At 65.9% G+C, this 13,008-nt stretch carries 15 protein-coding genes; 8 read left to right on the forward strand and 7 right to left on the reverse strand.

All coding sequences use genetic code 11. From position 1 onward, the window contains the following. Positions 1-20 precede the first annotated feature (20 nt). A complete protein-coding gene (locus ACVJ6E_RS10365; RefSeq protein WP_120267371.1) occupies positions 21-338 on the reverse strand; it encodes a DUF6949 family protein in 318 nt (105 codons plus the stop codon). Positions 339-553: 215 nt separating this feature from the next. Here ACVJ6E_RS10365 and ACVJ6E_RS10370 point away from each other — a divergent pair, with 215 nt between their 5' ends. Then, positions 554-1,303 (forward strand): hypothetical protein, encoded by a 750-nt coding sequence (locus ACVJ6E_RS10370; RefSeq protein ID WP_147421809.1) that lies wholly within the window; start codon positions 554-556, stop codon positions 1,301-1,303. Between the two features lie 79 nt (positions 1,304-1,382). Next, positions 1,383-2,135 carry a hypothetical protein gene (locus ACVJ6E_RS10375; RefSeq protein ID WP_120267369.1) on the forward strand — a complete coding sequence of 251 codons (753 nt, stop codon included), beginning with the start codon at positions 1,383-1,385 and terminating at the stop codon, positions 2,133-2,135. Positions 2,136-2,273: 138 nt separating this feature from the next. Here the strand turns inward: ACVJ6E_RS10375 and ACVJ6E_RS10380 are convergent, their stop codons facing one another. Next, positions 2,274-2,492: a DUF3126 family protein gene (locus ACVJ6E_RS10380; RefSeq protein ID WP_067216731.1), complete on the reverse strand. Its 219-nt coding sequence runs from the start codon at positions 2,490-2,492 to the stop codon at positions 2,274-2,276. Positions 2,493-2,695: 203 nt separating this feature from the next. Then, complete coding sequence (gene cysE / locus ACVJ6E_RS10385; RefSeq protein ID WP_120267368.1) at positions 2,696-3,529, reverse strand: serine O-acetyltransferase; 834 nt, start codon at positions 3,527-3,529, stop codon at positions 2,696-2,698. A 252-nt stretch (positions 3,530-3,781) separates the two neighbouring features. Between cysE and ACVJ6E_RS10390 the strand changes: the two genes are divergently transcribed. Beyond that, on the forward strand, positions 3,782-4,591 hold the full coding sequence (locus tag ACVJ6E_RS10390; RefSeq protein WP_120267367.1) for an enoyl-CoA hydratase: 810 nt from the start codon (positions 3,782-3,784) through the stop codon (positions 4,589-4,591). A gap of 556 nt (positions 4,592-5,147) precedes the next feature. Here ACVJ6E_RS10390 and ACVJ6E_RS10395 read toward each other — a convergent pair. Together ACVJ6E_RS10395 and ACVJ6E_RS10400 are read right to left on the reverse strand one after the other, a co-directional pair. Beyond that, positions 5,148-6,032, reverse strand: a complete 885-nt coding sequence (locus tag ACVJ6E_RS10395) for an alpha/beta fold hydrolase (RefSeq protein WP_120267366.1) — start codon at positions 6,030-6,032, stop codon at positions 5,148-5,150. Continuing rightward, entirely contained in the window at positions 6,029-6,796 is a 768-nt protein-coding gene (locus tag ACVJ6E_RS10400; protein WP_120267365.1) for an alpha/beta hydrolase, read from the reverse strand. Before ACVJ6E_RS10400 ends, ACVJ6E_RS10395 begins: the two co-directional genes overlap by 4 nt. A 234-nt stretch (positions 6,797-7,030) precedes the next feature. Between ACVJ6E_RS10400 and ACVJ6E_RS10405 the strand changes: the two genes are divergently transcribed. The 5 genes from ACVJ6E_RS10405 (at position 7,031) to ACVJ6E_RS10425 (ending at position 10,743) form a co-directional block, all read left to right on the forward strand. Further along, positions 7,031-7,276: a zinc-finger domain-containing protein gene (locus ACVJ6E_RS10405; RefSeq protein WP_185925565.1), complete on the forward strand. Its 246-nt coding sequence runs from the start codon at positions 7,031-7,033 to the stop codon at positions 7,274-7,276. A 25-nt stretch (positions 7,277-7,301) separates the two neighbouring features. Beyond that, positions 7,302-8,525 carry an FAD-dependent monooxygenase gene (locus ACVJ6E_RS10410; protein ID WP_120267363.1) on the forward strand — a complete coding sequence of 408 codons (1,224 nt, stop codon included), beginning with the start codon at positions 7,302-7,304 and terminating at the stop codon, positions 8,523-8,525. A gap of 76 nt (positions 8,526-8,601) precedes the next feature. Continuing rightward, on the forward strand, positions 8,602-9,339 hold the full coding sequence (locus tag ACVJ6E_RS10415; RefSeq protein WP_120267362.1) for a competence/damage-inducible protein A: 738 nt from the start codon (positions 8,602-8,604) through the stop codon (positions 9,337-9,339). A 37-nt stretch (positions 9,340-9,376) separates the two neighbouring features. Then, on the forward strand, positions 9,377-9,886 hold the full coding sequence (gpt, locus tag ACVJ6E_RS10420) for a xanthine phosphoribosyltransferase (protein WP_120267361.1): 510 nt from the start codon (positions 9,377-9,379) through the stop codon (positions 9,884-9,886). Between the two features lie 176 nt (positions 9,887-10,062). Continuing rightward, entirely contained in the window at positions 10,063-10,743 is a 681-nt protein-coding gene (locus ACVJ6E_RS10425) for a L,D-transpeptidase (RefSeq protein WP_120267360.1), read from the forward strand. 71 nt (positions 10,744-10,814) lie between these two features. On the opposite strand, the gene sfsA is transcribed toward ACVJ6E_RS10425, so the two are convergent. Further along, complete coding sequence (gene sfsA / locus ACVJ6E_RS10430; RefSeq protein ID WP_120267359.1) at positions 10,815-11,516, reverse strand: DNA/RNA nuclease SfsA; 702 nt, start codon at positions 11,514-11,516, stop codon at positions 10,815-10,817. 27 nt (positions 11,517-11,543) lie between these two features. Further along, positions 11,544-12,989 carry a TrkH family potassium uptake protein gene (locus ACVJ6E_RS10435; protein ID WP_371811399.1) on the reverse strand — a complete coding sequence of 482 codons (1,446 nt, stop codon included), beginning with the start codon at positions 12,987-12,989 and terminating at the stop codon, positions 11,544-11,546. Positions 12,990-13,008 lie beyond the last annotated feature (19 nt).

Here is a 13,008-nt window from a genome sequence, read left to right on the forward strand (position 1 = left end):
AGGCGGAAAGGCGCGGCGCCTTAAATGAGAACAACTAGCGCAGCATGCACGACCATGATGCCGGAGCAAAGGCTCCACATTCCCGCGATCGTGGACGAGGCCACCAGCCAGCCGAGCGGGCGCTGTTCTATCCTGCGGCCGCGAATCGCATTGCGCATGATGATGAAGGGGCCGGCGAAGACGCACAGGACACAGGACAGAAGCCCCTTTATCCAGGTCTCGACCGAGATGGCAAAGCGCAGGGGTTCTCCCGTCACAAGCTGATAGAAACTGCCGACAATTCCCGAAATGACGAAGCCCGCGCAGCCAAGATATGCCGCTAGTGCCAGTTCACTCATGATGCCGTTAACCCCTCGTTAACCAATTCTCTGGGACCCTAACCGGAAACTCGACGTTTCATCCAGCAAATAGCATGCCGTTTCCGCAAACCCATTAACGGACTGGTAACCATAAAGATGGCGAACGGAGCGCTCCGCGTCCCGGCACAGATCGGGACACCCGTCCCGCATCGGGACAGCCCGAAGGGCGTCTTGCCGCGCGCAGGTGCGTCCGAATGGGCACCGACGGGAGCGCGCGGATGATGCCGCTGACCCTTCCCGGCGGAACGGGCATCGAGGCCCGCCACTTCACATCGATGGTTTTTGCGCTGGCACTGGCCGGCACTGCGCTGGTGGCCCACACGGTCGGCAGCTGGCTGACATATACCCGCGGCCCCACGGGGTGGAGCGACAGCCGCGAGCGCGTTCCCGTCACGCTTGGCACGACGGAACTGAAGGTACCCGCCAACATGATGCGGCGGGTCGAGGAGCGCATTGCCGGCGGCCCGGTGGACAGGCTGAGCCTTGCGGTCCTGTGGCCGTCCATGGAGGGCTACAGCGAGATCAACGCCCGCGCCTTCGCCGACCCGAGCGACACCTCCGCCGTCATTCTCGTTGCGCTTGAGCCGACGCTGACTGCCGACATCATGGATACGAGCGAGCGCCTGACCCAGGTCTGGCTGTCGCTTGCCTCTGGCGACCCCCTGCCCGGCCCGGCGGGCCTTGCCCTGCTGCCCCTCCCCGGGGATCCGGCCAGCGGCACGGACTTCGTCGCGCACCGCTCCGATCAGGGTCGCCTCTTCGCCGCCCGCTGCTTCACCCCGCGGGACAAGGCGCTGGCCGCCACCTGCGAGCGCAGCATCCGTCTCGGAGACGGCCTGTTCGCCACCTACCGCTTCCGACAGGCCCAGCTGGAGCACTGGCAGAAGCTGGACGAGGGCGTCGCCGCCCTGGTCGCCGGCCTGACGCCCAAGCCCGCCTCCTGATACGACAGCGAGTGCCCGCGGAGCGGCATGGCAGCCTGCTCGCTATGAGCAGCGTTCAAGGAATTTCGGGCGACGAATCTTGAAAAGGCTTTCAGTTGTACTCCTGGCCTTTGCGGCGCTGATTTTCCTGGGCTTCTTCCAAGCTCTTGATACAGAGCGGCTTGCAAGATCAACGGGCATCTTCAGGCTGATCTATCTGCTCGTCTGGTTCGCTCCAGTTTTGCCGGCGGCAATGGCTGTCTTGAGAGTGGCACGACCGAGCCCGGCATCCCCGCCCCTGATACGGGCAGCAGCTCTTGCGGCGCTTCTCATCGGCCTGCTTCTCACACTCCTCAGCGCCGCGGACGCATCGCCGCACTCAACGCTTATGTTTGCCAACGGGATCGCGCTCTCACTCGCAGCCGCATCGAGCGTTCTGTTTCTGGCAGCCGGCCACATCGGCTCGATGGGGCGGTGGCTGGCATTTACCGGCATGGCTCTGTCGGCCACAGCCGCTGTCTGGTCGTTGCTATCGGTCCCGGCGGTCGTATACGGCGCCAACCGCATTGCCGCCGGCAATCCGTTCTGCATTGGCCGCCACGCGCCTGCCTCGGAAATCACCTCGATCTGGGACCTGCGCGGCTTTTCTTTCTACACGACGGCTTCGGGATACAAGTCGACATCAAGCTGGTATTTCCATGGCCTCCTTGTGGTCGACGGCACCGATGGGCGCCAATACTTTAATTGGTCGCCGCGAGGCTTTCGGTTCGATCGTATCCATCATCCGGAGCGTTTGGCCGCTCGCGTGCAAGATATCTGCGAGCCGACGTCCACGTTCTGGTCCAAGCTGTGACCATGCGTTGGCCGCTACACACGAACGATCACCGATCCCGCTTGCGATACGAAAAACGGGCGCCCGCCAAGCGGTGCGCCCGTTTTTCTTCAAGCCCCGGCCGGATGCCGGAGCTCATCGCTGCGAATGCCGTCCGGCTCAGGCCTCGTCGAGATCGTACGACAGGATCGCCATCTGGAAGTTCCAGCTCAGGTCGTCGTCATCGTCGTCGTCCCGGTAGATCACGCCGATGAACTCCTCGCCGATATAGACCTCGGCGGAATCGTCCTTCTTCGGGCGCGCACGAACGACAAGCTTCGGAAGCTCGAACTTCTTCTGGAGGTAGGCCTCGAGCTTGCGGATCTCGTCTGGCTTCACGAAAGGCTCCTTTCTGGGGCACGGACATCGCATCCGCGCCCGAACGAGTTGCCGGCCATGCCGGAATGGCCCCGAACCTACACATTCGGCCGCACGAACCAAGAAAAAAGCGCGCCTTTCCCCCAATGGAGGAACGGCGCGCCCTGCCTGTTCGCTCAACTGGCAGGCGCTCCGCACAAGAAGCACCGAGCCAGTGCGGAGGATCAGCCCTTCTCGCTGTCCGCCGAAAGGAGCTGGTCCATGGTGCGCGAGGGTTCGGCGCAGCCGGCCGCCCCCACCACCCGTGCCGGCACACCGGCAACGGTGGAGTTCGGCGGCACGTCCATCAGCACCACCGAGCCGGACGCGACCTTCGAGCAATGGCCGATCTCGATATTGCCCAGCACCTTCGCGCCGGCACCAAGCAGCACGCCGTTGCGGATCTTCGGGTGACGGTCGCCCTCTTCCTTGCCCGTGCCGCCCAGCGTCACGTTCTGCAGGATCGAGACGTTGTCGCCGATCTGCGCCGTCGCACCGACGACGATGCCCGTGGCGTGGTCGACGAAGACGCCGACGCCGACCGGCACGGCCGGATGGATGTCCACCTGGAAGGCTTCCGAGCACCGGCTCTGCAAATAGAGCGCGAAGTCCTTGCGCCCGCGCTTCCACAGCCAGTTGGCCAAACGGTGCGTCTGCAGGGCGTGGAAGCCCTTGAAGTAGAGCAGCGGCTCCAGCAGCCGGGTGCAGGCCGGGTCGCGGTCGTAGACGGCAACCAGGTCGACGCGGAAGGCCTCGGCCAGCGCACGCGAGTCCTGCAGCGCCTCCAGATAGGTCTGGCGGATCAGCGAGGGCGAGACCACTACGTGGCCGAGCCGGTCGGCGAGCCGGTGGACGACGGCCTCTTCCAGTCGGTCGTGATTGAGCACGGTCTCGTAGGCGAAGGAGGCCAGCGCCGGCTCGCAGCGAACCATCGCTTCGGCCTCTTCGCGCAACTGGCTCCATACAGGGTCATGGCGCGGCAGGGCCGGCGCCTCGGCAAGGGGATTGGTTTGCGGCATGTCCGCCTCCTTATGGAGCCACGTCCGGCAGGCGGATCGCGCTCCCTCCAAGCACAGAGTGTTGGTGCCATCCTACCGCGATCTATGCTGGCAAGGCCATAGGTCAAGCCTGCCGTAACGGTCATTTCACGTAGCTTGCAGTACGCATCACCGTCTCGGGAGCAGGTCTTCCGTCTCCTTCGAATGGACTGGGTCGCAACAGCTTGCGATAACCACGTCAGGACCCGACCGTTTTGCAGCCCCGGACCCGACATGACGGATAGCCCCGCCGACACCCGCCCCGCCCGCATCGCCACCTTCATCGAGGATCGCATCGGCTGGCTGGAGGTAAACAACCCGGCCCGCAAGAACGCAATCACGCTTGCCATGTGGCAGGCCATCCCGAAGGCGGTGACCGAGCTTGCCGCCGACCCGCGCGTGCGGGTCATCGTGCTGCGCGGCGCGGGCGAGGAGACGTTCATCGCCGGAGCCGATATTTCCGAGTTCGCCACCCTTCGCAAAGACGCCGCCTCCGCGCGCGCCTACGAGGCCTCGAACGCGGCCGCCTTCGATGCGCTGCGCAATGCGCGGCTCCCCACGCTGGCGATGATCCGCGGCTTCTGTCTCGGCGGCGGCTTCGGTCTTGCGGCTGCCTGCGACCTGCGCATCGCCGAGGACGGCGCCAGCTTCGGCATACCCGCCGCCCGCCTCGGCGTCGGCTATCCGCCCACCGCGATCGCCGATGTCGTACGGCTGCTCGGCCCCTCGCGCGCCAAGCTCCTCTTCTTCACCGCCCGGCGCATCGGCGTGCAGGAGGCCGAACGTTTCGGGTTCCTCGACGTCGTCGCCCCGGCCGGCACCCTGGAGGCGGAGGCCCGACGCCTCGCCGGCGAGATCGCCAGCGGTGCGCCCCTCACCCTTCGCGCGGCCAGAGCCGGCATCGACGCCCTCACCGCGCGCCTGTCCGGCGAGGAGCTCGCCGCCTGCCAGGCTCTTGCCGATACCTGCTTCGACAGCCGCGATTTCGTCGAAGGGCGAACGGCCTTCATGGAGAAGCGCGCACCGGAATTCACCGGCAATTAACCATCACGGGCGATACCGGCGGTGGCGGGCGCGCTTTCTTCGTCGCAACCGCGACGCCCGCTGACGCGGAGTCATTTTGTTAACCGATTCCTTGCAGCGTCGATAAAGACCCGGGACACGCACTGGCTTTGCTGACCGGGCACTTGACCGGCGGAATCCGGAATGATTCCCTGTCGCCCGATCCGGCTTGATTCTCTTCGTGAAGGCCCTGAATCGGATCCTCAGCGCACAGCTGACAGACCACTTTAAGTCTGACTGAAAAATATCGCAGGATCAGGAGCTTGAAGAAAAATCTTCAAGTTCACATTTCGCATGCGCCGATCCTTCACATTAACTTCGGATTAACCATACAAGCCATTGCTTTATCGGAAGAAATCCGAAGAGATTGCTCCGCCTGCAAACCTGAATCGATTTGTGAAGAAAGACGCTGGAATGCCCGCGCGAACGCACGCACCCGCCCCAGCACGAAGGGCAGCGCTCCGCGCACCTCAAGGCGCTCAGGCTCCGGTTCGGATATGGGAAAAGTCGCCCGGGAAGCCCTGAGCTGCGAGCGTGCTCAGGCGGCCCGCAGCCGGTCGAGGAAGGTAACCACGGCCCCCGCGAAGGCGTCGTTGCGGTCGCCCGCAACCATGTGCCCCGCCCCTGCGACATCGGTGTATTCCGCGTGCGGAACCATGGTCAGGAACTCGTCCACCTGAGCCTCGGTGACCAGCTCGGAGCGTGTTCCGCGCACCAGCAACACCGGTATCGTCAGCGACCGCGCCGCGCGCACCAGCTCGTCCTCGACGCTTTCTTCGATGCCCTCGTCCGGGTCTACCGGACGGCCGCGCCGGTCGCCGAGGAAACGCGGATCCCAGTGCCAGCGATAGCGCCCGTCATCATGAAGGCGCAGGTTCTTGGCCAGCCCGTCGAGCCGCTCGGGGCGCTTGCGATGCGGCAGGTAGCGGGCGATGGCATCAGCCGCCTCTTCCACCGTGCCGAAGCCCGCCTCCGCCCGGTCGGCCATGAACGAGATCACCTTGTGCACGCCCGCCGGATCCATCCGCGGCGTCACGTCGACGAGCACAAGAGCCGACAGCGTACCGGGCCGCAACTTCCCCTCGGCCAGCAGGCTGGCCATACCGCCGAGCGACGCTCCGATGCCGATGGGCATTGCGCCGGACCGCGCGGCGATCTGATCGCACACCGCCACCACGTCGCGGCCGAAGTCGCGGAACTGGTAGGCGCCGCTGTCGACCCAGTCGCTGTCGCCGTGCCCGCGCTGGTCGAGACACCATGCGGCAAGCCCGCGCGCGGCAAGCCGCTCGCCGGTCCCCTCCCAGGCATGGCGCGTCTGGCCGCCGCCATGGAGCAGCAGCACGGGCTGCCCGCCGGCACCATGGACATCGGCGACGAGACGGTTGTCTTCCGCGCCGGTCAGCGTGACGGTTTCACGGTTCATGCAACCCCCTCTCGCGCCAGGCTCTCCAGGAAGTCGATGACGCCCGCCTTGTAGACCTTGTCGCCCACAGCGATCATGTGGTCGCGGCCCGGGATCTCCAGCACCTTCGCCCTCGGCATCAGCCCGGCCAGCTTTTCCGGCGAGCCGGCGATCTCGTCCTTGGTACCGACGGCCACCAGGACCGGCTGGGTGATGCGGGAGACCTCATCCTCGGTGATCTTCTGCCGCGAGGAACGCATGCAGGCGGCAAGGGCGAACCGGTCGGAATTGGTCTGCTCGGCGAAGGCGCGGAAGGCGCGTGCGCCCCGATCCGTGACGTCCGACAGCTTCTCGGCCTCGAGCCCCGCGGCAATCGGCTCGGGATCGCCGACACCGGTGATCATTCCGTAGCCGAGCCCGCCGAAGACGGCGCTGCGCACCCGCTGGGGGTGATTGAGCGTCAGGAAGGCGGAAATCCGCGCGCCCATCGAATAGCCCATCACATCCGTGCGCTCGATGCCCAGATGGTCCAGCAACCGCCGTGTGTCCTCGGCCATGGTCGGCGCGCCGTAATCGTCGGGGTCGTGGCTGCCGTCGCTTTCGCCATGGCCGCGATTGTCGATGGCGATGACGCGGCGCCCGGCCTCCGTCAGCAGCTTCACCCAGCCGGGATAGACCCAGTTCACATGCTTGTTGGAGGCAAAGCCGTGGATGAGCAGGATCGGCTCGCCCCGCCCCTCGTCCAGATAAGCGAGGCGGAGACCGGCGGATTCGAAATGGGGCATCTGGGCCTTTACCTTGACGTAAACGTAAAAAAACGGAGTCCCACGATAATGCGCAAGACTGCGGATGAAAAGCCTGCATCCCGCCCGCCGGCCGTGTCGCGCGCGTCGATCCGCCCTCCCTGCTTCCGGTCGCCGCAGTTGTGGCGAACCTGCCACTTCCCCCTGTTCAAACCTCTCCTTCCTGCGTATGGTCCGGCAAATCCTGCAGGACATGCTGAACGACGGATGGATGCGATGGCGCATGCTGTAATTCCCCATTTCCAGAATGACCGCGGCCTGGAGTCGATCGAGATCGGCGCGAAGGAGTTCCAGTGCGTTGGTGCTCGCCCGCCCTTCGACCATCCGCATGTCTTCCTGGACATGGGCGACGACAACGAGATCATCTGCCCCTACTGCTCGACGCTTTACCGCTACAATCCGTCCCTGAGCGCCCATCAGGCGGAGCCGGCCGACTGCGTCTGGGCCCCGGAAGCCGCCTGACCAGCGTCCGGCGCAAGGCCCGCGCATGGCGCAGTCCCACTCCGATGCGAACCGTATCTTCATCGCCGGCGCGGGCATCGGCGGCCTGACGGCCGCCTTGTGCCTGTCGCGGCGCGCGCGGCCCGTGACGGTGATCGAGCAGGCGAGCGAACTGCTCCCCGTCGGTTCCGGCCTCCAGCTTCCCCCGAATACGATGCAGGTGCTGCGCCAACTCGGCCTCGAGGACGCGCTGCTGCCCCATGTGGTCGCCCCCCGCGCCATTGAGGTCATGACCTGGCGCAGCGATGCCCCCGTCGCCGAGATCCCGCTCGGGAAGATCGCGGAAAAGCGCTATGGCGCGCCCTATCTCGTCATCCACCGGGCGGACCTGCAGGACGTGCTGCTGAAGGCGGCCCGCGCCTCCGCCGGCATCACGCTGCGCCTCGGCACGCGCCTGCGCGGAGCTGCGCAGAACGCCGACAGGATCAAGCTGGAACTCGAACACGCCGACGGCGATGCGGGTGCGGATACTCCGCTCGATCATGACACCGGCGCGACCCTGATCGGCGCCGATGGCGTCTGGTCGACGGTGCGCCGCCGCGTCATGGGCCTGCGCCCGGCCGCGTTTTCCGGACGAACCGCCTATCGTGCCGTCATCCCGGCGAGCGACGTTCCCGATCGCTGGCGCAACGTCACCGGCCTGTGGCTCGGCCCGCGCGCCCATGTGGTCCACTACCCCGTCTGCGGCGGCGAGTACTTCAATCTCGTCGCGCTGGTCGAAGAGGACTGGCAGGAAGAAGTGTGGTCCGGCCCGGCCGACAGGGATGCCCTGCTCGAACGTTTCCGCGACTGGCCCGGCGCCTGCCGCGAGCTGCTCTCGCTTCCCGCCTCCTGGCTGAAATGGGCCCTTTGCTCGATGGATCCGGGCACGAGCTGGGTGGACGGGCGCTTTGCTCTGCTCGGCGATGCCGCCCATGCGATGCTCCCCTTCGCCGCCCAGGGGGCCGCGATGGCCATCGAGGATGCGGAAGCGCTGGCGCGTCATCTCGACCAGGGCTCGGCCGACATTCCCCGGGCGCTGCGCGCCTACGAGGCCGAACGGCAGGATCGGGCGGAGCGGGTCGTGCGCCTGGCCGGCTCCAACGACCGCATCTACCACATGAGCGGTCCCTTGGCCTTTGCCCGCGACATGGTGATGCGGTCCTTGCCTTCGGAACGTCTTCTCGCGCGGCTCGATTGGCTATATGGATGGCGGCCTCCGGGCGCCTGACCACGCCCGCGGGCGCAGCTGCCCATGCCGATGGCGCCGGGTCGGATGCGAAACGTGGATCCAGGAGTGGGTGGGCATGTCGGCTGACCAGGACATCGTGACCGCAGGCTTTCTCGTCATCGGCGACGAGATCCTGTCCGGGCGCACCAAGGACAAGAATATCGGCTACCTCGCCGAGTATCTCACCGCGATCGGCATCGACCTGTCCGAGGTCCGCGTGGTGCCGGATGTGGAAGAGCGCATCGTCGAGGCCGTGCGCGAGCTCAGCGCCCGCTACACCTACGTCTTCACCTCCGGCGGCATCGGCCCGACCCACGACGACATCACCGCCGATTCGATGGCCAAGGCCTTCGGCGTGCCGATCGATCACGATCCGCGCGCCGTCGAGATCCTTCGCAACTTCTATCCCGAAGGCCAGCTGACCGAGGCGCGCCTGCGCATGGCGCGCATCCCGCAAGGCGCTGATCTCATCGAGAACTCCGTCTCGAAGGCCCCCGGCTTCCGCATCGGCAACGTGCATGTCATGGCCGGCGTCCCCTCGATCATGCAGGCGATGCTCGACGCCGTCGCCCCGACGCTGAAAACCGGCACGCGGATGCTGTCGGAAACCGTTGACGCCGATCTGCCGGAAAGCCGCATCGCAGCGAGCCTGCGCGAAATACAGGACGCGCATTCCGGCGTGATGATCGGCTCCTACCCGCGCTCCATCGACGGGCGTTTCTCCACTCAGATCGTCGTGCGTTCGCGCGACGCAGAGTTGCTGCGGCAGGCGGCCGAGGCGGTGCGCGCCGCCGTCGCCGCCACCACCCGCTAACCCTTTACGTACTGCCGAACGACAGGACACGACCCGCATGGAAAACCCGCAAGCTCCGAAAGCCTTCCCCGTCTCCTGGGACCAGTTCCACCGCGACTGCCGCGCCCTTGCATGGCGCCTGTCCAGCCAGGGCAAGTGGCAGGCCATCGTCTGCATCACCCGCGGCGGCCTGGTGCCCGCGGCCATCGTCGCGCGCGAGCTCGGCATCCGGCTGATCGAGACGGTTTGTGTCGCCTCCTATCATGACTACGAGAACCAGGGCGAATTGCAGGTCCTGAAGACCATCGACAAGCAGGTCGTCGATCTCAATGGCGGCAAGGGGTCCGGCGTGCTGGTCATCGACGATCTGGTCGACACCGGCAAGACCGCCCGCGTTGTCCGCGAAATGCTGCCCGAGGCCCATTTCGCCACCGTCTACGCCAAGCCGATGGGCCGTCCGCTGGTCGACACTTTCGTCACCGAGGTCTCCCAGGACACCTGGATCTATTTCCCCTGGGACATGGGCTGGCAGTTCCAGCCGCCGATCGCAACCAGCAGCCAGGGCTGAAGAACCCAGCGTCAATTTGGTCACACAGGTCTTCTGCGAGTGCAGGTCAGCCCTGCACTCGCAGGAAAGTTATTACCGTGCCCATATTTCGGCGCAATTTCTCAGCCTATAACCTCGGTATGACACACGAGATTCTCCCGCGCGCCGGCTCTCTTCCCGCATCCGGCAACACCCTCATGTCGCGTCGCACCGCCCTTGTCGGTCTCGGCGCGTTGGCTCTTGCCGGCTGCCAGAGCACGGGCAACAACCCGCGTATCCAGGCGGCTTCTGCCACGGCGCCGGCTCAGGTGATCGACCCGTACTACCTGCAGATGTACGCGGCGATGCCGGAAGAGAAGTTCCCGATTCCGGCCGTTGATCTGCGCCGCGTCAATCCGGTCTACTTCCGTCAGGTCGTGCCCTATCGCACCCAGGAACGCGCCGGCACGCTGATCGTCGACACGCCGAACCGGTTCCTCTACCTGGTGATGGAGAATGGCCAGGCCCTGCGCTATGGCGTCGGCATCGGCCGCGCCGGCTTCGATTGGGGCGGGCGTGCCCGCATCGCCTACAAGCGCGCCTGGCCGCGCTGGACCCCGCCGGCCGAGATGATCGCCCGCCAGCCGGAGCTGGAACCCTATCGCAACGGCATGGAGCCGGGACTGCAGAACCCGCTCGGCGCCCGCGCGCTGTACATTTTCGAAGGCAACCGCGACACCATCTACCGCATCCACGGAACGATGGAGTACTGGACCATCGGCAAGGCCGTGTCTTCGGGCTGCGTGCGCCTGATGAACCAGGATGTCATCGACCTTGCGGCACGGGTGCCGAACGACACCCCGATCGTCGTCCTGCAGGACAATAGCGGCGTCGCCTGAGGAGGCGTCGCTTCTCGTTTTTTGCTTTGTGAAAACACGGTCGCGGGCCCGCCAACGGGCCCGTTTTCCGTTTATGGCAGCAGGCTCACCCGCTGCTCTGCGACGATTTCTTCCGGCGTGATCCGGCAACCGATCGCATAGGCCTCGACACCGCGCGATCGCGCCTCGGCAAAGGCCGCGGCATAGGCCGGGTCGAGATCTGCTGCAAAGGAGAGCCGGTCGCAGTCCGGCCGCTGCACCAGATAGACCATAGCCGCCCGCGCCCCTTCCGCCACCATGTCTCCCATCTCGACGAGATGCTTGGCGCCGCGCGCGGTGACCGAATCCGGAAACTCTGCCAGTCCCGCCTGCCGCATCAGGTGGACGTTCTTCACCTCGACATAGACCGGGCGGCCATCCGCCCCCTCGAGCAGGATGTCGATGCGCGAGTTGCGGCCGTATTTCACTTCGCGGCGCAGCGAGGTGAAGCCGGCAAGCTCCGCGATCAGGCCGGCGCGAAGCGCTTCCTCGACCAGGGCATTCGGATGGGCGGTATTGATACCGACCAGCGCCCCGTCCGCCTCCACGATCTCCCAGGAGTACTTCAGCTTGCGCGCCGGATTGTCGGAGATCGACAGATAGACCCGGGCGCCCGGCTCGCGCAGCCCCAGCATCGAACCGGGATTGGCGCAGTGCGCCGTTACCTCCTCGCCGCTGTCGAGGATGACATCGGCAAGGAACCGCTTGTAGCGCTTGACCAGCCGGCCGGGCACGAGGGGAGAGGCAAAGCGCAAGGGAAAACTCCAGTCAGTTGAACGGGCTCAGCGCGACCAGAAGTCGGGATCGAGCAGCACCAGCACGGTGAACAGCTCGAGCCGGCCCATCAGCATGGCAAAGGACAGGATCCACTTGGCGCCATCGGGCAGCGGGGCGAAGTTGCCGGCCGGCCCGATGATCGGGCCGAGCCCCGGGCCGACATTGGAGATCGCGGTCGCCGCAGCCGACAACGCCGTGACAATGTCGAGGCCGAAGCCCGACAGGGCCAGCGTGATCGTGCCGACCGAGCCCATGTAGACGACGAGAAACGCAAGGACCGAGAAGGACAGTTCCGGCGTCAGGCGGGTATTGGCGTATTGCTCCGACATCACCCGGTTCGGTCTGACCATCCGGCGCACATGCGCCCGCACCGTGCCGAAGAACACCAGGAAGCGGAAGATCTTGATACCGCCGGATGTGGACCCGGTGCAGCCGCCGACGAAGGTCAGCAGCAGCGCAAGGCCGATCACCGGCGGGCCCCAGGTAGTGTAGTCGCCCATGGCGAAGCCGGTCGTCGTGATGATCGAGACGATGTTGAACGTCGAGGCGAGCAGCGCCTCGGAGAAGTTCATCTCCAGCGCCGCGCCGAGATAGACGGTTACCGCCAGCGAGGTCAGCACCACGAGGCCGAGCAGCGCGCGCACCTGGGGATCGTTCCACAGCACCAGCGGGCGTCCCCGCAGTGCCTGGATGATAAGGACGAAGGGCAGCGCGCCGATCAGCATGAAGGTCACCGCGACCCAGCCGGCCGCCGGATCGGTGAAATAGCCGAAGGACAGGTCATGCGTGGAATATCCCCCGGTCGAGATCGTGGTCATCGCGTGGTTGATCGCGTCGAACACGGTCATGCCGGTCAGAAGGAAGGCCAGCACGCAGACGAAGGTCAGGAACAGATAGGTGATCCCGAACAGACGGATCAGTTCGACCGAGCGCGCGACGATCTTCTCGCTGCGGTCGGAACTCTCGCTCTGGAACAGCTGCATGCCGCCGATGCGCAGGAACGGCAGCAGCACGATGGCCATGACGACGATGCCGACGCCGCCCATCCACTGCATCAGGGAGCGCCAGACCAGCAATCCCGGCGGCAGGCTGTCGAGGCCGGACAGCACGGTCGATCCGGTCGTCGTGAAGCCCGAGACCGCCTCGAACACCGCGTCCGCATAGCCGATGCCGAGCCACAGGAAGGGCAGCGCCCCGAAGGCCGGCAGCGTCAGCCAGGACAGGGTCGTCAGGATGAAGGTCTGGCGGATGTCGAGACCGTCGGTCAGCGCGCCGCCGACGGCGACGGACAACAGCAGACCGATCAGGCCGGTGATCAGCGCCGACAGGACGAAGGCCTGCCAGTCGGCGTTGCGCGCGGCGACGTCGACCATTGCCGGGATCAGCATGGCCGTCGCCAGACCCACATAGAGAAAACCGAGGACGTTGAGCACGGGGCGAAGCGAAATCACGGAATGGCGTCTTTCGTCG

The sequence above is a fragment of the Stappia sp. G46H5W genome, from assembly GCF_058448995.1.